Annotated in this window: 23 protein-coding genes; 11 read left to right on the plus strand and 12 right to left on the minus strand. The window is 58.4% G+C overall.

The features are described from left to right. Positions 1–25 precede the first annotated feature (25 nt). Complete coding sequence (locus tag GOW40_RS02035; protein WP_171128977.1) at positions 26–445, minus strand: HIT family protein; 420 nt, start codon at positions 443–445, stop codon at positions 26–28. Between the two features lie 278 nt (positions 446–723). Here GOW40_RS02035 and ctaD point away from each other — a divergent pair, with 278 nt between their 5' ends. The 3 genes from ctaD (at position 724) to GOW40_RS02050 (ending at position 3,645) form a co-directional block, all read left to right on the plus strand. Beyond that, positions 724–2,382, plus strand: coding sequence for a cytochrome c oxidase subunit I (gene ctaD / locus GOW40_RS02040; RefSeq protein ID WP_171098423.1), 1,659 nt, complete (start codon positions 724–726; stop codon positions 2,380–2,382). 125 nt (positions 2,383–2,507) lie between these two features. Beyond that, entirely contained in the window at positions 2,508–3,107 is a 600-nt protein-coding gene (locus GOW40_RS02045; protein ID WP_171136369.1) for a 2-hydroxychromene-2-carboxylate isomerase, read from the plus strand. Positions 3,108–3,153: 46 nt separating this feature from the next. Next, on the plus strand, positions 3,154–3,645 hold the full coding sequence (locus GOW40_RS02050; RefSeq protein ID WP_171128972.1) for a DUF2244 domain-containing protein: 492 nt from the start codon (positions 3,154–3,156) through the stop codon (positions 3,643–3,645). 1 nt (position 3,646) lies between these two features. Here the strand turns inward: GOW40_RS02050 and GOW40_RS02055 are convergent, their stop codons facing one another. Continuing rightward, positions 3,647–4,132, minus strand: coding sequence for a GatB/YqeY domain-containing protein (locus GOW40_RS02055; RefSeq protein WP_171098417.1), 486 nt, complete (start codon positions 4,130–4,132; stop codon positions 3,647–3,649). A gap of 184 nt (positions 4,133–4,316) precedes the next feature. On the opposite strand from GOW40_RS02055, the gene carA reads away from it, so the two are divergent. Then, positions 4,317–5,483, plus strand: coding sequence for a glutamine-hydrolyzing carbamoyl-phosphate synthase small subunit (carA, locus tag GOW40_RS02060; RefSeq protein ID WP_171128970.1), 1,167 nt, complete (start codon positions 4,317–4,319; stop codon positions 5,481–5,483). Between the two features lie 80 nt (positions 5,484–5,563). Beyond that, positions 5,564–7,435, plus strand: a complete 1,872-nt coding sequence (locus GOW40_RS02065) for a glycosyltransferase (protein ID WP_171230844.1) — start codon at positions 5,564–5,566, stop codon at positions 7,433–7,435. Positions 7,436–7,437: 2 nt separating this feature from the next. On the opposite strand, the gene GOW40_RS02070 is transcribed toward GOW40_RS02065, so the two are convergent. After that, on the minus strand, positions 7,438–8,085 hold the full coding sequence (locus GOW40_RS02070) for a GntR family transcriptional regulator (RefSeq protein ID WP_171230845.1): 648 nt from the start codon (positions 8,083–8,085) through the stop codon (positions 7,438–7,440). 100 nt (positions 8,086–8,185) lie between these two features. On the opposite strand from GOW40_RS02070, the gene GOW40_RS02075 reads away from it, so the two are divergent. From GOW40_RS02075 to GOW40_RS02085, 3 genes are all read left to right on the plus strand, one after another. Beyond that, on the plus strand, positions 8,186–8,830 hold the full coding sequence (locus tag GOW40_RS02075; protein ID WP_171098409.1) for a pyrimidine 5'-nucleotidase: 645 nt from the start codon (positions 8,186–8,188) through the stop codon (positions 8,828–8,830). 87 nt (positions 8,831–8,917) lie between these two features. After that, positions 8,918–9,166 carry a hypothetical protein gene (locus tag GOW40_RS02080; protein WP_171128964.1) on the plus strand — a complete coding sequence of 83 codons (249 nt, stop codon included), beginning with the start codon at positions 8,918–8,920 and terminating at the stop codon, positions 9,164–9,166. Between the two features lie 72 nt (positions 9,167–9,238). Then, complete coding sequence (locus GOW40_RS02085; RefSeq protein ID WP_171128962.1) at positions 9,239–10,435, plus strand: UbiH/UbiF family hydroxylase; 1,197 nt, start codon at positions 9,239–9,241, stop codon at positions 10,433–10,435. Positions 10,436–10,445: 10 nt separating this feature from the next. On the opposite strand, the gene GOW40_RS02090 is transcribed toward GOW40_RS02085, so the two are convergent. Further along, positions 10,446–11,573 (minus strand): aminotransferase class V-fold PLP-dependent enzyme, encoded by a 1,128-nt coding sequence (locus GOW40_RS02090; RefSeq protein WP_171128960.1) that lies wholly within the window; start codon positions 11,571–11,573, stop codon positions 10,446–10,448. Between the two features lie 230 nt (positions 11,574–11,803). Here GOW40_RS02090 and GOW40_RS02095 point away from each other — a divergent pair, with 230 nt between their 5' ends. Next, the gene (locus tag GOW40_RS02095; RefSeq protein WP_171098401.1) at positions 11,804–12,505 is read left to right on the plus strand and encodes a GntR family transcriptional regulator; all 702 of its coding nucleotides are present in this window, start codon (positions 11,804–11,806) and stop codon (positions 12,503–12,505) included. On the opposite strand, the gene GOW40_RS02100 is transcribed toward GOW40_RS02095, so the two are convergent. Both GOW40_RS02100 and GOW40_RS02105 read right to left on the minus strand, forming a co-directional pair. Then, the gene (locus tag GOW40_RS02100) at positions 12,506–12,964 is read right to left on the minus strand and encodes an Lrp/AsnC family transcriptional regulator (protein WP_171098400.1); all 459 of its coding nucleotides are present in this window, start codon (positions 12,962–12,964) and stop codon (positions 12,506–12,508) included. Next, on the minus strand, positions 12,961–13,416 hold the full coding sequence (locus tag GOW40_RS02105) for an Lrp/AsnC family transcriptional regulator (RefSeq protein WP_171098398.1): 456 nt from the start codon (positions 13,414–13,416) through the stop codon (positions 12,961–12,963). The genes GOW40_RS02100 and GOW40_RS02105 overlap by 4 nt, the downstream gene beginning before the upstream one ends. Before the next feature lie 131 nt (positions 13,417–13,547). On the opposite strand from GOW40_RS02105, the gene ilvC reads away from it, so the two are divergent. Then, positions 13,548–14,570, plus strand: a complete 1,023-nt coding sequence (gene ilvC / locus GOW40_RS02110) for a ketol-acid reductoisomerase (RefSeq protein ID WP_171128959.1) — start codon at positions 13,548–13,550, stop codon at positions 14,568–14,570. 45 nt (positions 14,571–14,615) lie between these two features. On the opposite strand, the gene GOW40_RS02115 is transcribed toward ilvC, so the two are convergent. After that, positions 14,616–15,071 (minus strand): SRPBCC domain-containing protein, encoded by a 456-nt coding sequence (locus GOW40_RS02115; protein WP_171128957.1) that lies wholly within the window; start codon positions 15,069–15,071, stop codon positions 14,616–14,618. Beyond that, positions 15,068–15,379 (minus strand): helix-turn-helix transcriptional regulator, encoded by a 312-nt coding sequence (locus GOW40_RS02120; protein WP_171128955.1) that lies wholly within the window; start codon positions 15,377–15,379, stop codon positions 15,068–15,070. Before GOW40_RS02120 ends, GOW40_RS02115 begins: the two co-directional genes overlap by 4 nt. Before the next feature lie 78 nt (positions 15,380–15,457). Between GOW40_RS02120 and GOW40_RS02125 the strand changes: the two genes are divergently transcribed. Next, positions 15,458–16,360, plus strand: a complete 903-nt coding sequence (locus GOW40_RS02125; RefSeq protein WP_171128953.1) for a DMT family transporter — start codon at positions 15,458–15,460, stop codon at positions 16,358–16,360. Here GOW40_RS02125 and glmM read toward each other — a convergent pair. The 4 genes from glmM to GOW40_RS02145 all read right to left on the minus strand — a co-directional run bounded on the left by glmM (position 16,357) and on the right by GOW40_RS02145 (position 20,474). Continuing rightward, entirely contained in the window at positions 16,357–17,700 is a 1,344-nt protein-coding gene (gene glmM, locus GOW40_RS02130; protein ID WP_171128951.1) for a phosphoglucosamine mutase, read from the minus strand. The two genes, GOW40_RS02125 and glmM, sit on opposite strands and share 4 nt — an antisense overlap. 34 nt (positions 17,701–17,734) lie before the next feature. Continuing rightward, the gene (gene folP, locus GOW40_RS02135; RefSeq protein ID WP_171128949.1) at positions 17,735–18,736 is read right to left on the minus strand and encodes a dihydropteroate synthase; all 1,002 of its coding nucleotides are present in this window, start codon (positions 18,734–18,736) and stop codon (positions 17,735–17,737) included. Continuing rightward, the gene (locus GOW40_RS02140) at positions 18,733–19,653 is read right to left on the minus strand and encodes a dihydroneopterin aldolase (protein ID WP_171098386.1); all 921 of its coding nucleotides are present in this window, start codon (positions 19,651–19,653) and stop codon (positions 18,733–18,735) included. Before GOW40_RS02140 ends, folP begins: the two co-directional genes overlap by 4 nt. Before the next feature lie 179 nt (positions 19,654–19,832). Beyond that, on the minus strand, positions 19,833–20,474 hold the full coding sequence (locus GOW40_RS02145) for a cell wall hydrolase (RefSeq protein WP_171098384.1): 642 nt from the start codon (positions 20,472–20,474) through the stop codon (positions 19,833–19,835). Between the last annotated feature and the right edge of the window lie 176 nt (positions 20,475–20,650).

Here is a 20,650-nt window from a genome sequence, read left to right on the forward strand (position 1 = left end):
ACGAATTTTGGGACGGAGCGAAGCGTTAGTTCAGCGCCGCACGGATTTTCTCGGCATGAGTCGCTATGGCGTCCATGTCTCCCATATTTCCAGGTGGGCGCATCGGCAGGCCCTCGTGACGAGGCAAGATATGGAAATGCAGGTGAAAGACCTCCTGCCCGCCTGCGGCTTCGTTGAACTGTTGGATGGTGACCCCATCGGCGCTAAAGGCCGCTTTTACCGCCAAAGCCATTTTCTTCGTTGTTGCCATGACCGCTGCCAACTGTTCGGGGCTTGCGTCCAGAAGGTTTCGACACGGTGTCTTGGGAATGACCAGCAGATGCCCGTCGGTGCGCGGCATGATGTCCATGAAGGCAAGCGTGTCATCATCTTCGTAAACGTGGGTCGAGGGGATTTCGCCTCGTAGAATCTTGGCAAAGATGTTTTCGGGGTCATATGCGGTCATCGACGATCTCCGGTCGTTCTGTTGCTTCTTTTTCTGAGGTCCATGAAACCCACGGTCAAGGAACAAATACAGAGATGTCGTGCCGTGCTTGAAATCCGACTTCTCCTCCCCAGATTGGAAGGGATCGCAAGCCTGCGGCCCTGCCCCGCGACAATTATTCTTGATTCAGATCAAACTCGACCATTGAAGGTCGCCCCTTCGCAATCTAAAACCACCGGGAAACCCGCGCGCCGGAGAGGTCTGGCTGCGCGGTGTCGTTGCAACAGGAGGCACCCATAATGGCAGACGCAGCCATTCACGGTCATGATCATGAAGACGAGCGCTCGTTCTTTCAGCGCTGGTTCATGTCGACCAACCACAAGGACATCGGGATTCTCTACCTGATCTTCTCGGCGATTGCCGGGTTCATCTCGGTGGCGATGACCGTTTACATGCGGCTTGAGCTGATGCACCCCGGTGTACAGTATATGTGCCTCGAAGGCTTCATGGCCGATCCTTGTACCCCCAACGGACATCTGTGGAACGTGATGATCACTTATCACGGTGTTCTTATGATGTTCTTTGTTGTCATTCCGGCTCTGTTCGGCGGATTTGGCAACTATTTCATGCCGTTGCAGATCGGCGCGCCGGATATGGCGTTCCCGCGGATGAACAACCTGTCCTTCTGGCTTTATGTCGCAGGCACCTCTTTGGGCGTGGCCTCGCTGCTCAGCCCCGGTGGCAATGACCAGCTTGGTTCGGGCGTGGGTTGGGTTCTTTACCCACCGCTTTCGACAACCGAAGGCGGCATGTCCATGGACCTTGCGATTTTCGCCGTGCACGTATCGGGCGCCTCCTCGATCCTCGGCGCGATCAACATGATCACCACGTTCCTGAACATGCGTGCCCCGGGCATGACCCTGTTCAAGGTGCCGCTGTTCAGCTGGTCGATCTTCGTCACATCGTGGCTGATTCTGTTGTCTCTGCCGGTTCTGGCGGGCGCGATCACCATGCTGCTGATGGACCGCAACTTTGGCTTCACCTTCTTTGATCCGGCCGGTGGTGGTGACCCGATCCTGTATCAGCACATCCTGTGGTTCTTCGGCCACCCGGAAGTGTATATCGTGATCCTGCCCGGCTTTGGCATCATCAGCCACGTGATCGCCACCTTCTCGCGCAAGCCGATCTTTGGCTATCTGCCGATGGTCTGGGCGATCATCGCAATCGGCGTGCTGGGCTTTGTCGTGTGGGCGCACCACATGTACACAGTTGGCATGTCGCTGCGTCAGCAGGCCTACTTCATGCTGGCCACGATGGTCATCGCGGTACCCACCGGCGTTAAGGTCTTCTCGTGGATTGCCACCATGTGGGGCGGGTCCATCGAGTTTAAAACTCCGATGCTGTTTGCCTTTGGCTTCCTGTTCCTGTTCACCGTTGGTGGTGTGACCGGTGTGGTTCTGTCGCAGGCCGGTATCGACCGCGCCTATCACGACACCTACTATGTGGTCGCGCACTTCCACTATGTGATGAGCTTGGGGGCCGTGTTTGCGATCTTTGCCGGGGTCTACTTCTACTTCGGCAAGATGACAGGGCGTCAATACTCCGAGTTCTGGGGCAAGATCCACTTCTGGATGTTCTTCATCGGCGCCAACCTGACATTCTTCCCTCAGCACTTCCTGGGCCGTCAGGGCATGCCGCGTCGGTATATCGACTACCCCGAGGCCTTTGCGCAGTGGAACTTTGTATCCTCAATCGGCGCATTTGTGTCCTTCGCCTCGTTCCTGCTGTTCTTCGGTATCGTGTTCTACGCTCTGTTCCGTGGCGCACGTGTGACCCAGAACAACTATTGGAACGAATACGCGGACACGCTGGAATGGACCCTGCCCTCGCCGCCGCCCGAACACACGTTCGAGCAGCTGCCCAAGCAGGAAGACTGGGACAAAGGCCACGCGCACTGATCCCGATCTGACCCAATAGAAACCCCGCCCAAGTGGCGGGGTTTTTTCTTTGCCCGCAATCACGCATTCGCCAATTGCGCGTTTCTGGGCTATGATAGAGCCCCCAACAGAACGGAGGCTCTGGAATGGCTGAGTTCGACTTCTGGTACTCGATCGGCAGCACCTACAGCTTTCTGACCATTTCTCGGCTGGATGAGTGGTGCGCAGAGAACAACGCATCCGTGAATTGGCGACCGTTCAACGTGCGCACCGTAATGACCGCGCAGCAGAACGTTCCCTTTGCGGGTAAACCCGTGAAGTCTGCCTATATGTGGCGCGATATCGAACGGCGGGCGGCAAAGTACCACATCCATGCCAGCCTGCCCGCACCTTACCCGATCTCTGATCTACAACTGGCCAACCAAGTCGCCTTGCTGGGGATGAGCGAAGGCTGGGGTAAGAGCTTTACCCAGACGCTATATCGGCTGTGGTTCGAAGATGGGGTCGAGGCTGGATCCGAGGCCGCTCTGACCGAGGCTCTGCACCGCACGCAACAGGACCCTCGGCTTGTCTTGGCCAGGGCACGCGCTGCAGACATGGAGCAGGCCCTGGTCGAGCAGACCGAAACAGCCGTGAAGCTTGGCGTTTTCGGGGCGCCCAGTTTTGTTGTGCAGAACGAAGTGTTCTGGGGTGATGATCGGTTGGATGACGCCCTGTCCTGGGCCCGTGTCGGCCATGTGATGTGACGATAAGCCCTTCGACTTTGGCCTGATCTGGTTTATCTCTGAACCCATGCCGTACCATTGGAACACCATGTCTGAAACCGAGCAAGAGCTGCGCCTCTGGCCGCATAACTCTCTGCCGCCGCGCGGGGCTATGGGCGTTGTCATGGGTGTGTTTCTGTTCGGCCTGATCCCGGTGCTGGCGATGCTGGGCTCTGCCATATTGTGGGGGTTATTACCGTTCCTGCTGATCACCGTGCTGGGCCTGTGGTTGGCGATCGAGATGAACTATCGCGCGCGCAGCATTTCCGAAGTCCTGACGCTCAGCGGGACGCAGGCGCGTCTGGTCCATCATAATCCGCGCAAAGGTGATCAGATCTGGACTTGCAACCGCTACTGGGCACGGCCCGAGATGCATCCCAAAGGCGGGCCGGTCCCGCATTACGTCACCCTCATCGGAGAGGGACGCGAGGTCGAGATCGGAGCGTTTTTATCCGAAGAAGAACGGATCGCTCTTTATGACGAATTGACGGTGAAACTGCGCGACGGGGCCGCGCAGTAGGTCAGCACCCGTTGCTGGAAGCGGCGCACAAGTGGTCTTTGACCATCGGGCCGACTTTGCCAAAGTCCATCTGACCGGTATAGCGCGTTTTCAACTCGCCCATGACCTTGCCCATATCGCGGATTGAGCCCGCACCCGTGGCCGTGATCGCGGTTTGAATCGCGCTTGAAACTTCGTCTTCATCCAGTTGCTTTGGCAGGAACTCTTCGATCACTTCGACCTCGCGCAATTCACGCTCGGCCAGATCCAGACGTCCGCCCTCTTCATAGGCACGCGCGCTTTCCTTGCGCTGCTTGGTCATTTTACCAAGGATTTCAAGAACCTCCGCATCGCCACACCCTTTGACCTCTTCATTGTCGGATGCCCGCGCAGCAATATCGCGATCCTTGATCGCGGCATTGATCAGGCGAAGCGTCGACAGACGCTCGGCTTCTTTGTCTTTCATAGCTTGCTTTAGGGCTGCAGTTACCCTTGATCGCATGTCCATTTGGTTTGTCCATCCCCATGGCAAAATGAACCCCGACCATATCGAAACAAAAAGGCGGGCACAATGGGAGACGGATATAGCTAAGTCATTGTTTTTCAACAATAGCCCAAAATTTGAACAGGCTTGACCCAAAGGCCTATCCCCCTTAGGTATGCGCCGGTTTACCATATAGGAGAGTCGCGCCATGGCCCAGAACGCCCCGTCCAAGCCCACAGCATGTCTGGCTTTGGCAGATGGAACGCTCTTTTATGGAATTGGATTTGGTGCCACAGGCCAGACCGAGGCCGAGCTCTGCTTCAACACCGCGATGACCGGGTACCAAGAGATTATGACCGATCCGTCTTATGCGGGCCAGATCGTAACCTTTACCTTCCCGCATATCGGCAATGTCGGCGTAAACCCTGAAGATGATGAGACCGGTGATCCGGTCGCGGACGGCATGGTCGTCAAATGGGATCCGACCGAGCCATCAAACTGGCGTGCTGCTGAAGAATTGAAGACCTGGCTGGCACGGCGCGGGCGGATTGCCATTGGCGGCGTCGACACACGTCGTCTGACGCGGGCAATCCGGCAGCAAGGCGCACCGCATGTGGCCTTGGCCCACGATCCCGAGGGCAACTTCGATATCGAGGCGCTGGTGGCTGCGGCACGGGGCTTTGCCGGGCTCGAAGGCATGGATCTGGCCAAGGATGTGACCTGCGCCCAAAGCTATCGCTGGGACGAAATGCGGTGGGCCTGGCCCGAGGGCTATCAGCGGCAGGAAGCGCCTGTGCACAAGGTCGTCGCTTTGGATTTCGGCGCCAAGCGCAACATTTTGCGCTGCCTGGCCTCTGCCGGGTGCGACGTAACCGTTCTTCCGGCAACAGCTACGGCGGCCGATGTACTGGCTTATGAGCCCGACGGTGTGTTCCTGTCCAACGGCCCGGGCGATCCGGCGGCAACCGGTGAATACGCGGTACCCATGATCAAAGAGATCTTGGACACAACCGATCTGCCTGTCTTTGGCATCTGTCTGGGGCATCAGATGCTGGCCCTGGCTCTGGGTGGACAGACCGTCAAGATGAACCACGGCCACCATGGTGCCAATCACCCCGTCAAGGATCTGGAAACCGGCAAGGTCGAGATCACCTCGATGAACCATGGCTTTGCAGTCGACGCACAATCTCTGCCCAATGGGGTAGTGGAAACCCACAGGTCGCTGTTTGACGGTTCCAACTGTGGCATCCGCATGTCGGACCGCCCGGTCTATTCCGTGCAATACCACCCCGAGGCTTCGCCCGGACCGCAGGACAGTTTCTATCTGTTCGAACGGTTTGCCGCTGCAATGGCAGCCCGGAAAGAGACAGTCTAACAGCTGATTCGTTTCTGTTAACCCGCTGTTAACCCTAAGTAAGCACCCTGCCGAAGGTTAAACCGGCAGGGTCTTTTTTTATGGTTGAGTTAAATCTCCAGCATCTCGCACGCGCGACCCCGGTCCCGGCCCTGGACAAACGCAAGCCGATCGGTGCCTTTCTGGTCGAACTGGGTGTCATCACACCCGGGCAACTTGCAAAGGCGCTACATTTGCAAACGCGCCTGAAAGCACCCTTGGGTGAAATCCTTGTTGGCGAAGGCTGGGCCGCGCGCGAAGAAGTTATGGCCGCCTTGTCCCATCAAAGCGGGTTGCAGATTGCTGATCTGGAACAGACCCCGGCCGATACTAACCTGTGCGACGTCATGCCGGTCGGGTTCTGGCTGGAACATAACCTCATACCCTGGATGCGTATGGGCCCCGTTCTGCTGATCGCAACCGCTCGCCCACACCTGTTCAAAAAGGCGTCCAAAGCGTTGCGCAAAAAGGGACATAGCGTTGCCCCGGTCTTGGCGGACCCAAACCAGATCGAGACGAATATTCGCAGGCTTTATGAAAAAGATCTCGCCCGCAAGGCAGCGGCGCGGGTCAGGCCCGCCCACAGTTGTCGCAACTGGACCGCGCGGTCCCGCATCCGGCCCGTGATTGCACTGGCCGCCCTGGGCGCAGGTTGTTTTTCCATGCCCCAACTGGGGCTGGCTCTGCTGTTGGGTGCGGCCATTCTGACTCTATGTCTGTTCATGATGTTTAGACTGGTGGGGCTTTTGACCTACCTGCTGCGATATGAGCCTGAACCTGAGCCGGAAAAACGACCTTTCATTCGCCTGCCCACCGTATCGATCATGGTCCCGCTTTATAAAGAGCGTGAGATTGCGACGGCCCTAGTCCAACGCCTGTCGCGGCTAACCTATCCCAAAGCACTGTTGGATGTGGTTCTGGTGCTGGAAGAGCGCGACGAGGTTACCCGCGCCACTCTCGGCAACGTTCGGCTCCCAAATTGGATCCGAACGGTCGAGGTGCCCGAGCTGGGTAAGCTAACGACCAAACCGCGCGCAATGAACTATGCGCTGGATTTCTGCCGGGGTGAGATCCTGGGAGTTTGGGACGCCGAAGACGCACCTGTCCCCAACCAGATCGAAACCGTTGTGCGCCGCTTTGCCCAGGCGTCCGAGGATGTGGTCTGCCTGCAAGGCATGCTCGATTACTACAACCCCCGCACCAATTGGCGGTCGCGCTGTTTTACCATTGAATACAGCAGTTGGTTTCGGGTGATCCTACCGGGGATCGCCAAGCTTGGGCTGGTGGTACCGTTGGGGGGCACCACATTCTTTTTCAAGCGCGACAAGCTGCTGAAGCTGCGCGGGTGGGATGCTCACAACGTGACCGAGGATGCTGATCTGGGCGTCAGGCTCTGCCGCGCCGGATACCGGACCGAGATTGTGGAAACCACCACCTATGAAGAGGCCAATTTCCGCGCCTGGCCCTGGGTCAAACAGCGTTCACGCTGGCTCAAGGGCTTCATGGTCACCTATCTGGTGCATATGCGGTCACCCAAAAAACTACTGCAAGAGCTTGGTTGGCGCAAATTTCTGGGGGTTCAGGCCTTCTTTTTGGGAACGGTTGGACAGTTTCTTTTGGCCCCAGTGCTTTGGGTGTTTTGGCTTTCGGCTTTGGGGATGGCGCACCCGTTTGAAACGGTTGCAAGCCCCGCTTTGTTGCCGGTGTTTTTCGGGCTGTTTCTATTGGCCGAATTGACAAACATCGCAGCCGGAGCATTGGGCGTTATCGCAGGCCAAAGGCGTTTCTTGATCCCATGGGTGCCCACCATGATCCTTTATTACCCGTTGGGCGTGCTGGCTGCCTATAAAGGCCTTTGGGGATTGATGGTAAAACCGTTCTTCTGGGACAAGACCCAACATGGCCATGCGTCAGAGGAATCTCCGGTCAGCTGATGCTATTTTTCGCGATCAACCGCATCCTGTTTTAGCCGTGTCATGAACGCATCCGAAATGTGGTCTTTCAGCGCGCGCGCCGCACCCTCTTCGTCGCGGGCAGCGATGGCATCCACAATGGCCTTGTGCTCTCGCAATGCGATCTCACCGCGCCCCTGCACCGCCAGCGATGTGGTGGCCATCAGCGCCATACTGCGATGCACCAGATCCAGTTGCTGCACCAGATAACGGTTATGCGAGGCCAGATGGATCTGTTCGTGAAACCGGCGGTTCGCCCGTGACAACGCAGGTGGATCCCCCACCAGTGCGGCGTCCTCGGCAACCATATCCTGCAACACTTTGATCTCTTCGGCGGTCGCATGACGCGCGGCCAGCCCGGCGGCTAGCCCTTCCAACTCGCTTCGCACCACGTAAAGCTCGGCCATCTGGTTGTGATCCAGCGAGGCAACGATCAGCGACCGGCCATCGCGTTCCAGCAGCGATTGTGTCTCAAGCCGCTGCAACGCCTCTCGGATCGGGGTGCGCGACACGCCAAAGCGTTCTGCCAGATCGCTTTCGACCAGACGGTCGCCCGGTTTATAGACGCCGACATCAATGGCTTCGAGGATCAAAGCATAGGCGTCCTTGTTGGACTGTCTCGACTGGGGCATCACAACTTCCATTCATTCGTTCGAACCTGTCTATCCGTCCCAGGGGGAGGCAATCAAGGGTGGCATTGAAAACACCGGGCGGTCGGCCTAAACCCGAACCATGGTGAAACCGGCTTTTTCTCATGTCACCCAATGGGTGTTCGACCTCGACAATACGCTCTACCCACCGCATATGCGTCTGTTCGATCAGATCGAGGTGCTGATGACGGATTATGTGGTGCAGGCGATCGGCGTCGACCGCCCCGAGGCGGACAGGCTGCGGTCGCATTACTGGCGCGAATACGGCACCACGCTGGCAGGGCTGATGGCAGAACATGACCTGGATCCTGATCCCTATCTGCATGCGGTGCATCAGGTAGACATGAGCCATATGGAGCCCGACGCCACCTTGGCCGGCCATATCCGCGCCCTGCCCGGGCGTCGCATTGTCTACACTAACGGATCAGCGCCCTATGCCGAGCGTGTTTTGGCGGCGCGCGGGCTGGATGGGCTGTTTGACGCGATCTATGGTGTCGAACATGCGGGCTATCGCCCCAAGCCTGAAAAGGCCGCGTTCGAGGCGATCTTTGCGCAGGACGGAATCGAGGCGCAAAAGGCCGCGATGTTCGAGGATGACCCCCGCAATCTGGCTGCTCCGCATCAGATGGGAATGCGCACCGTGCACGTCGCGCCTGACCCGCATGAGGCCGACCATATTCATCACCACACCGATGACCTGACCGCGTTTCTGGGCCGCCTGCGATAGGCTGTCACACTGCGACGATCTGTGCGTTTCGCAGGCGCAGCATTCGCCCCATATCCAGCCTAGCGACGAACAGAATCGGAGACCCCAATGACTGCGCTAGAGATGCCGCAGCGCTTGCCCTTGTGGCAGCGCTTTTTGTTTGCAGTGCCCCTGTTTGGCTGGATGGCCCGGGATGCCGCCAATGCACAGCCCGAGGATCTTTATTACACCGCCGCAGCGATCTTTAGCATGTGGGGCTGTTCGATCCTGTTGTTCGGTCTGCCCGGGCTCTATATTCCCGCGCTTCTGATGGTGCCGGTCATGTTCCTGATCCTTGTCCTCATCTCACGCGGATGACGCACGAGACAGGATGTCGCTTGGCACGCCCTACCCGGCGGCACTAAGGTCTGCGGGAACGGAGACATGCCCATGAATGACAGCTGTGACATCCTTATTTCTGGCGGCGGAATCGCAGGCCTGACAGCCGCGGCAGCCTTTGGGACGGCTGGCTTTGACGTTATATGCGTCGATCCGACCCCTCCGATCACCGAACGCGATGTGGACGGGTCAGACCTGCGCAGCACCGCCTTTCTGCAACCTGCCCAAACCCTGCTTGAACACTGCGGGCTTTGGGACCGGCTGGCCGCCGATGCCGCGCCCTTGCAGATCATGCGAATCGTGGATGCGGGCGGTGATGTGCCAGAACCCCGCGTTGTACGCGATTTCAACGCCACCGATGTCTCGGACAAGCCCTTTGGATGGAACCTGCCCAACTGGCTTTTGCGGCGCGAGATGGTGGCCCGGCTGGCCGATCTGCCCAATGTGGATTTTCGCCCCGGCACGGGCACCGTCAGCCTGTTCACCCGCACCAATGAGGCGCGCGTCGGCCTAAGCGACGGAAGCCGCATCCGCTGCAAACTTGTCATTGCTGCTGACGGGCGAAACTCGCCCATGCGCGAAGCCGCTGGGATCGCCACCCGCACCACGCGCTATGGCCAGAAAGCGCTGGCCTTTGCGGTCACACACCCGATCCCGCATGACAATGTCTCGACCGAGATCCACCGCTCAGGCGGGCCGTTTACCCTTGTGCCCCTGCCAGACTGGCAAGGACAGCCGTCCTCCGCGATTGTCTGGATGGAACGTGGCCCCCGTGCAGTGGAACTGTTGAACCTGGAACCAGAGGCCTTCGAGGCGGCGATGACCGAACGATCCTGCGGATTGTTCGGACCACTGAAACTGGCCTCGCGGCGCACAATCTGGCCGATCATCAGCCAATCGGCTGAGCGCTTGTCCGGTGAACGTCTGGCCCTGATGGCCGAAGCGGCGCATGTGGTCCCGCCTATCGGTGCACAGGGGCTGAATATGTCCCTGGGCGATTTGCGCTGTCTGCTGGAATTGGCGCAGGCCCACCCCGAGGGGCTGGGCGATGCATCCATGCTGGACGCCTATCACAAAGCCCGCCATTCCGAGATCGAGTTGCGCGTCAAAGGTATCGATCTGTTGAACCGCGCCTCGATGATCGAGGCGCGTCCGTTGCGTGATGCGCGGGCGATAGGTCTGAATGCACTTTATTCCCTGCCACCGGTGCGCAAAACGCTGATGCAGATGGGTCTTGGAATGCGCTGAGGCGCTGCCCTTACAGAACCTGATCCAACACCCGCTTCAGCCGGGCCATGGTGCGATCGACGTCATACAGCTTGTCCAGACCAAACAGGCCAAGGCGGAACGTGCTGAACCCTGCGGGCTCATCACATTGCAACGGCACGCCTGCTGCGATCTGCATGCCCAAAGCTGCGAATTTCTTACCGTTCTGCACCTCGGGATCCGCTGTATAGCTGACCACGACGCCCGGCGCGCCAAATCCATCTGCCGCGACCGAAACGATCCCTTTGTCGCGCAGCATCGCCCGTACGCCATCGCCCAAGGCCCACTGGGCCTGACGCAGCTTTTCGAACCCGTAAGCGCGGGTTTCCTGCATCGTGTCGCGAAAGGCGCGCAGCGCATCGGTTGGCATCGTGGCGTGATAGGCATGGCCGCCATCTTCATAGGCCTGCATGATCTGACGCCACTTTTTCAGATCCACCGCAAAACTGTCCGAGGTTGTCTCGGCCAACCGCGCCTCGGCTCGCTTGGACAGCATGACCAAACCGGCGCAGGGTGACGCACTCCACCCCTTTTGTGGGGCCGAGATCAGGACATCCACGCCGGTTGCCTTCATGTCCACCCAGGCACAGCCTGAGGCGATGCAATCCAGCACCATCAACGCGCCGACCTCATGTGCCGCTGCTGCCACTTGCGTCACGTAGTCGTCCGGCAGGATCAATCCGGCCGAAGTTTCGACATGCGGCGCGAATACGATATCCGGGCGCTGCTCGCGAATTGTTGCAACCACCTCTTCGATTGGTGCGGGCGCAAACGGAGACGGGCTTGAATTGCCGGTTTCACGTGCCTTCGTCACCGTCGCCGACGCCGTTAACCCGCCGGATTCGATAATTTGGCTCCACCGGTAGGAAAACCAACCATTGCGAACCACCAAGACGTTGGCTCCTTTGGCAAATTGGCGGGCGACAGCTTCCATCCCGTAGGTGCCGCCTCCGGGTACGATGGCGACTGCATCCGCATTGTATACCTCACGCAGCATGGACGAGATATCGCGCATAACCTCTTGAAAATTTTGCGACATGTGGTTGAGAGAGCGATCCGTGAAGACAACCGAAAACTCTTCCAGACCGGTGGGATCGACATTATCCAATAGCGCGGGCATGCGTTGTCCTTTCCTTGGCTTGCCCCTTTCTGCACGCTGTTGAACGCAAGGTAAAGCGTTCCAAATCTGCTGCGTTTCTCCGTAAAGTCACCGCTAAATTTAAGGTTTCTTGTGCTAGCAAATCAGAACAGTCGAGAAGAAGTGACGCTAAACAGAGTCACCCTCCCTTTACACCATTGCGTGTTTCTGAGCATATGCACTCACTTTTTAATAGAAGAGGTCTTGAATTCGTGACTGAACAAAGACGGATCAGTTTTCAAGTTGTCCGGGACGAGGTCAAACGACGGATCGAAACCCGAGTTTGGCCACAAGGTTCTTTACTACCGACCGAAACTCAGCTGGCCGAAGAGTTCAGCTGCGCTCGCGCCACCGTCAACCGGGCTTTGCGCGAACTGTCCGATCAGGGATTTGTCGAACGCAAACGCAAAAGCGGCACACGGGTCAAAAAAGAACCCAGAAAACAAGCCAAGCTTGAGATTTCCCTGGCGCGCCAGGCCGTCGAACAACAGAACTCGGACTATCGCTATGCGCTGGTCGAGCGGAATGTGGTTTCAAGCCCACGCTGGCTGACGTCGCAGTTGAATGTCGATCCGGACGCACGCGTTCTACATATCGTTTGCATGCATTACGCGGACAACCGCCCCTTCCAGCTGGAAGAGCGCTGGGTGGTAATTGAAACGGTTCCTGAAATCGAAACGGCGGATCTGAACCATTCCGGCCCCCATGAATGGCTGTTGAACGCAGCCCCCTTTACCGAAGCCGAAATCGCCTTTTCCGCCATTTCCGCAGATGGCCGCCTGGCCGAGTTCATGGGCACCACGACCGGAACGTCGATGATCCAATTGGAACGCACGACGTGGAAAGACGGCCAGCCTATGACGTTCGCCCGCCTGACCCATCATCCTGGGTATTGTATCCGGTCGAAGTACTGATCACCCGATCGGGCCCGGCAAGCGCTCTTCGCTGAGCAGAACATTTGCCTCAACGTCGCCGGCACCAGGCAGTGTCATGATCCGGCGGCGCAGGACGCGCTCGAAATCGGCCAGATCCCGCGCCACAACCCGCAATCGGTAATCATAGAGCCCTAAAACATGCTCAACGGTCTGAACCTCGGGGATGGCGCTCACGGCGCGTTCGAAATCTTCCAGGCTGATCTGCCCTTTGCGGCCAAGCTTGACGCCCAGAAACACGGTTACCCCAAACCCCAGCGCTTCGGCATTCAGACGCAGCCTGCGCCCTTTGATCACCCCGGCCTGTTCCAACCTGCGAATACGCCGCCAGGTTGCGGGTTGCGACAGCCCAAAGCGGCGCCCCAACGCACCAGCGCTTTGTGTCGCATCCTGTGCAAGCGCGCGCAGGATTTTGCGGTCAACCTCATCCAATTCGATCATACCGGCAACACCTCGTCGCGTTTGACACGCGCGATATGCATCAGCGCCTCGATATCCGCGATATGCGGCAAGGTCAGAATGCGATCACGATACACTTGCTGATAATGTGTCATGTCACGCGCCAGCACCGACAGGCGCACGTCAACACGCCCCAGGAAGGTCTGGATCTCGATCACCTCCGACACGTCCCGCGCGGCTTCGGTAAACTCGTCAAAGGCACGCGGTTGCGTCTTGTCCAGCGTGATCCGCAAGGAAACCTCAACCGCATAGCCCAATGCGGCCCAGTCGATCACGGCCTCTTGCCCCTCGATGATACCCGCCGCCTGCATCTTCTCGATCCGTCGCCAGCACACGCCCGCGCTGATCCGGCATCGTTCGGCCAGTTCGGCTGTGGTCAGGCTGGGTTCGGCCTGAAAGATGCGCAGGATGCGCCTGTCGATATCGTCGAGCATGATTTCTTCACGTTCTTCAAATTTCGCGAATTATTCTTCACCTTTTTCTTCAATACTCAATCCAGACCCTATCGCCAATACTCATCCCGCAGGATAGAAGCACAGCAATCGAAACAGAAAGGACCGGCGAAATGCGCGTCTATTACGATCGCGATTGCGACATCAACCTGATCAAAGACAAAAAAGTGGCCATCCTGGGCTATGGCAGCCAAGGCCATGCCCACGCGCTGAACCTGCGCGACTCGGGTGCGAAGAACCTGGTTATCGCCCTGCGCGAAGGCTCACCTTCGGCCAAGAAAGCCGTAGCTGAGGGTCTGGAGGTGATGGGCATCGCCGAAGCGGCTGCGTGGTGTGACGTGATCATGTTCACCATGCCCGACGAATTGCAGGCCGAGACCTACAAGAAATATGTCCATGACAACATCAAGCCGGGCGCCGCGATTGCATTCGCCCACGGCCTGAACGTACATTTCGGCCTGATCGAGCCGAAAGAAGGCGTTGACGTCATCATGATGGCACCCAAAGGCCCAGGCCACACTGTGCGTGGCGAATACACCAAAGGCGGCGGCGTGCCCTGCCTGGTGGCCGTCGACAATGACGCAACCGGCAATGCGCTGGAAATCGGCCTGTCCTATTGCTCGGCCATCGGTGGCGGTCGCTCGGGCATCATCGAAACCAACTTCCGCGAAGAATGCGAAACCGACCTGTTCGGTGAGCAAGCTGTTCTGTGCGGTGGTCTGGTCGAGCTGATCCGCTGCGGCTTTGAAACTCTGGTCGAGGCAGGCTATGCGCCTGAAATGGCCTATTTCGAGTGTCTGCACGAAGTGAAGCTGATTGTTGACCTGATCTACGAAGGCGGCATCGCCAACATGGACTACTCGATTTCGAACACAGCCGAATACGGCCAATACGTCACCGGCCCGCGTATCCTGAAATACGACGAGACCAAAGCGCGTATGAAAGAGGTTCTGAACGACATCCAGCAAGGCAAGTTCGTCCGCGACTTCATGCTGGAAAACGCGGTTGGCCAGCCGACCATCAAAGCGTCGCGCCGTGCCAATGACGAGCACATGATCGAGGAAACTGGCGCCAAGCTGCGCGCCATGATGCCCTGGATCTCGGCTGGTAAAATGGTCGACAAAGAAAAGAACTAAGCCTGACTTCTGTCGGTGAAAGGGCGGCCAACAAGGCCGCCCTTTTCAATTGGCAACAGCGTTCCCATAGCGCTCGCCCAGCACAAAATCCCAGCCGCTGTCATAATTCTTGCGTTTGTCCGCAGCCTCGGCTGCCCAGACCTCCCACCCTGAATGGGTCAGCGTCACCTTGGTCTCAGCGTCGTTTTGCGCTTCAAAACTCACCTCAACACGGGTGGGGTAATCCGTATTTGTCCCCGGGTGCCATGTGAACGCGATGCGCTGGCCTTCTTCATAGACCAAAACCTCACCCCATTCTGCGCGGTTGCCATCATACATGGTCTCATAAACCGCCCCACCGACCCGAGGTTCGATTGTCACGCCAAGCGCGGGCTGGTTATGGGCCGCCGATACCGCGTGCCCCTCCAGAGGCCACCATTTCGCGATACGGTTTACAAAGATATCAAAGGCGCGCGCGGGCTCGGCTTTGACAACAACAGTCTTCACAATAGGATCGGTCACGCGTCTTCCTTCCCTGAATTTACCTCATCCGCAAATCGGCTCATCACCTCCGACCAGTAGCGATCAAGCCATGACCGCAGCGCATCCAGCCCGTCGGGACAGGCCGTGTAGATGCGCCGCGTGCCCTGAGCCTGACACATCACCAGCCCCGCATCGGACAACACGCGAAGGTGCTGCGACACGGCAGGACGGCTGACAGGCATGTCCGCTGCGATCTGCCCCACTGATTGCGGCTTGCGCGCCACCGCCTCGAACACGTGTCTGCGTGTGGTATCCCCAAGGGCTGACAGAGCTTTATCGTAAGTCATAGCTTACGGTAAGTATAAACTTACTCTTTGTCAAATTCCCTTCGTGACACGGGTCAGCCTGCGAGATAAGGGGATGGAATGGTTGAACAACCTTCAAAGCGTGACTGGAGCGGCGTCTTCACTTTGGGCCTCATATGGGGCGCAACTTTCATGGTCGTGGCCATGGCACTTGAGGGGTATGGCCCGATCACCGTTGCCACGGCGCGTACCACCCTGGGAGCGGTGACATTGCTGCTTTTGATGCGACTGTCCGGCCGCCGCATTCCAACGCTCACGCCTGCTCTGGCGACATCCATTGTGTTGATCGGCTTGTTGTCGACCGCAGTGCCGTTCATGCTGCTCAGCTGGGGGCAACAATTTGTGCCTTCGGCCTTTGCCGGGCTGTCGATGGCCGCGATCCCGCTGATGGTGCTGCCGCTTGCGCATTTCTTTTCGGATGAGCCGATGAACCTGCGCCGCCTGATTGGTGTCTGCCTTGGCTTTACCGGCGCGCTGGTGCTGATTGGGCCGGGACTGGCGCAATTGGGACAAGGTGCAGAGCCGCTTGCGCAACTGGCCTGCATCTGCGCCGCCCTGTGCTATGCCAGCTCTTCGATCATGACACGTCGGTGTCCGCCGATTGACCCGCTGGTCCTGGCTGCGCTGATGCTGCTTGTCGGCGCCGTGGTGTTGATACCGATCCTGCTGATGACCGAGGGGCCACCAACCTGGCAAGGGCCCCGTCCAACGCTTGCTTTGCTCGTTTTGGGCCTTGTACCAACCGCCTTTGCCACCTCGCTGCGGGTATCCATCACGCGCAGCGCCGGGTCGGTTTTCCTGACGCTTGTGAACTATCAGGTTCCGGTCTGGTCGATGGTGTTCGGGGCCTGGATCCTGTCCGAGGCCCTGCCCCTGCGCTTTTTCGGCGCGCTTGCGCTGATCCTGACCGGTATGGCCATCAGCCAGTGGTTCAGCCTGAAACGAATGCTGACCCGCGCTTAGCCCGCAGCGGCCTCAACCTCGGCCACGATCCCGTTCACCACCTGCGTCAACAGACCGTCATCTTCGCATTCCGCCATCACCCGGATCAAAGGTTCGGTCCCGGACTTGCGGATCAGCAGACGCCCTTTGCCGTTCAGCTGCGCCTCGGCTTCCGCAATCGCAGATTTGACGCTGTCAGCCTCCAGCGGCACCTGCCCTTCGCCATAGCGCACGTTCTTCAGCAGTTGAGGCACGGTTTCGAATTGGCGCGACAGCTCGGAGGCCTTTTTCTCGGACAGAACCATTTCCGCCAGAAAATGCAGCCCCGCCATAAGCCCGTCGCCTGTGGTGGCATAGTCGCTCATCACTATGTGGCCGGATTGCTCACCGCCCAGGTTGAACCCGCCCTCGCGCATCCGCTCAACCACATAGCGGTCACCAACGGCAGTGCGCTCCAAACGCAAACCTTGCGCGCTTAGATGCCGCTCCAGCCCCAGATTGGACATCACGGTGGCCACCAAAGCGCCGCCTTTTAGCTGATCTGCCTTACTCCAGGCCGAGGCCAGCAGGGCCATAAGCTGGTCACCATCTGCCACGGTGCCGGCTTCGTCAACGATCACCACCCGGTCTGCATCGCCATCCAGGCAGATCCCAACATCCGCGCCATGGGCCACAACCGTTTCAGCCGCAAATTCGGGATGGGTCGAGCCACAATCGAGGTTGATATTCTTTCCGTTCGGCGCAATGCCAACCGGGATAACCTCGGCACCCAGCTCCCACAGGACTTCAGGCGCGGTACGGTGTGCAGCACCGTTGGCGCAGTCGATCACCACTTTCAGCCCGTCCAAGCGCACGTCACGCGGCAGGGAAGATTTCACCCGCTCGCCATAGCGGAACCGCGCATCATCCACCCGACGCGCGCGCCCGATATTCTGCGCCTGGGCAGGTTTGACACCCTCTTCGATCAGCCGCTCGATCTCTAGTTCGGCCTGATCGGACAGCTTATACCCGTCGGGGCCAAAAAACTTGATGCCATTGTCCTCTGCCGGGTTGTGGCTGGCCGAAATCATCACCCCAAGGTCGGCCCGCATGGACCGGGTCATCAGCCCGACCGCTGGTGTCGGCACCGGCCCCAACAGCAACACATTCATCCCGGTCGAGGTTAGCCCAGCGGTCAGAGCGTTCTCCAGCATATAGCCCGAAAGCCGCGTGTCCTTACCGATGACCACCCGATGCACACCCGAGGCATCGCGGCGGAAATATCGCCCCACAGCCGCGCCGATGCGCAGGGCCATTTCAGCCGTCATGGGATGCGTGTTCGCGGTGCCACGCACCCCGTCGGTTCCGAACAATTTACGCATCAATACTCTCCTGAAACACCTGCCTGCGTCCGAATTACCGGACGGCAGCCCACAGACGCAAGGCCTGAGCGGTCGCAGCGACATCATGCGCACGAATGATCTGCACACCCTGAGACAATCCAGCCAAAGCCACAGCGATTGATCCCGGCGCGCGCGCATCCTTGCGTGGCTCTTTCCCAATCTGACCGATCAGCCCCTTACGCGACACTCCCAGCAGGATTGGGCACCCTAACCCATGGAAAAGGCTGATATTTCTCAAAAGCTCCAGATTATGCTCTTGGGTCTTCCCAAATCCGATACCGGGATCAACAATAATCCGCTCATGTTTCAGTCCCAATGCGATTAGCCGCTCAATCCGCTGCGCCAGAAAATTATACACGTCCAGCAAGACATCCTCATAACGTGGGTCATCCTGCATCGTTGCCGGATCGCCCTGCATATGCATTACACAAACCGGGGCATCGTGTTCTGCACAAAAAGGTGCAAGTTGGGGGTCAAGGGTAAAGCCCGAGACATCGTTGATCAGCCCTGCCCCTGCCTCGAACGCGGCCCGCGCGACCGAAGCTTTACGTGTGTCGATCGAGATCACAGCCTCTGTCTCGGCACTGATCGCTTCGATCACCGGGCGGATCCGCCGTATCTCTTCGTCCTCGGGAACAAAATCGGCGCCGGGCCGCGTGGATTCTCCGCCAACATCCAGAATGCTGGCGCCGTTTTGCACCATATTTCGGGCCGCATCCCGTGCCGCCTCAACCGAGTTGTGCAACCCGCCATCCGAGAAACTGTCGGGGGTCGCGTTCAAGATCCCCATAATCTGAGGCTGCGACATATCCAATTCCGCAACTGAGGCGCGCGGACGCGTCAGGCGATCTTGCCAGTCACTGGGCAAGTCCGGCACAGGCACGACCTGCGCACTCTTACCCCGCTGCAATTGCTCGGCATGGGTAAACCACAGATCCTGCCGCCCCGCCAAAGGCACAGCCCCGTTTGGACGTGCAGGACCATGTTGAACCAGCGGGCGGAAATACATTGTCATAGGGTTTTCTGATCGACAGATACCGCGCGCAAAGGCGTTTTTGGCGCATCCGGCAATTCGCCTCCGATCACCATCATTTCGCTGGCTTCAAACGTCGATGCAAACCACGCGGCCAAGGCCACAGCATCTGACGGGGCCGCTGACGGCCCGTCCACCGCGTCCAACACGATCTTGGACGGTGCCCAGACACAGATTTGACCGTTGCGCATCGCCCAATCCAACTCGGTCCGGGTCGAGACCACAACACAGCGATGATCACGCGCGGCCAGAACCCAGGCGTTCTGTTCGATTGCCAGCAGGTCGATGCGGCGTTGGGTCATCGCGTGACCGGTTTGCGATACAGGCAGATCAGCGGCACCAACACAAAGGATCAACGGACGCTGACGGCTTTCCAACTGATCGATCCAGCCTGTCAGCTTGTCCGACGCTATCGCTTCATTGGACAAAAATACCAAACGGGGATGCGGGCGTTCTTCCTCGACCAAATCGGGGTCAACTGCGTCTTTGCCACGTACGATTTCAACCCCAAGTGCGCCCGGACCGCGATCAAGTTTTTCTATTCGAACAAAGGCTCTTACAGCCTGTGGCTCAAGTAAAATTCGCTCGGCCACACGATCTGCCAGTGTTTCGAGCAGGTTCAGCCGCTCTGCCGCCAGCTCAAAAGAAATGGCCTCGGTCACCTTGTCATAAGACAGGATACGATCGACATCGTCATCAATAGGGCCGGTCAAAGGTCGCACTTCGACAACGATGTTAAAGCAGATACGCTGAGTGGTGCCACGCTCGGCCTGAAACGCCCCGATCTCGACGTCGACAATATGATCGCGCAGAGAAATCCGGTCCAGCGGCCCACGCGGCGCGGTAGCTTCGGATCGCTCGGACGGGTGCGCAAACGCAAGGCGGATTTCGGAACTCATGGGTCTCGCCTCTTTGGCCTCGGGTGATCAGTTCGCCCCTTCTAGGCGGTCTGCAGGCCTATAACACCCTTGTAAACGCCATTCCAGCCACTGAATGCGTCGTCCATCGACAACGCACGCCCCATCATCTGTCAACGACATCGCGCTACGCCACCGCAGAATCCGCGATGGCGCTTTGGTCAGTTGCTGGCTGTCCGGTAGTTGTGGCGATAGAAGATATGCACACCGATCCGCGCGGTTTCCTTGTATACGCGCGACCAAGACGGACGGACTGCCTTGGTGTGGTAATGCGTAGCCCCCTCGGTCAGATCCTCGGTCAGCCCATCAATCGCGGCACGGGCAACCTTGGCGACGCGCTCATAAGCGCGTTTCTCATGAATGACCTCTTTTTGGCCATCACAAGTATAGGTGAACTGACACTGGTATTTCTTGCCAGTACCCTGCTGGATCACACCGCACAACGAGTCGGGAAACCGCGTGCTGTCGACACGGTTCAGAATAACCTCTGCCACCGCGAACTGGCCTTTCACGCTTTCACCGCGTGCCTCGAAATACAGCGCTTCGGCCAAGCAACGGAAATGCTCATCTCCGGTGGCATCGGGCTGCTGGTCCAACCAGTCTTTGGTATAGCTCATTTCAATCTGTTCCGGCGCTTTGCGCGGCTTGAACAGAGTCAGATAGTCTTTGAAGCTTTGTGCTGGCAGCTCATTGCGGGCGACCAGTTCTTCCTTTGTCGATTCAACGGTCTGCCGGTCTGCATATGACAAACCGGGCAGCACGGTTGCTGCCGAAACGGCAACAGCCAATATGTAGCTCTTCATCAGATAACCTCGCACAGGCACATACGCGCCAAACCCTCCCCCGGCGGGCGCGACGAGGCTGATAGCCGACAATTCGCCGAACGTCCAGTTTTTCGGCAAATGCAAGTAAAAAATTGCTCACGCGGTTAAAAACTTTCAACAATGGCGCGTGTGCGATGCTACTATTTCTATGGGGC

It is taken from the genome of Ruegeria sp. HKCCA6707, from assembly GCF_013033515.1.
Taxonomy (GTDB): Bacteria; Pseudomonadota; Alphaproteobacteria; order Rhodobacterales; family Rhodobacteraceae; genus Ruegeria.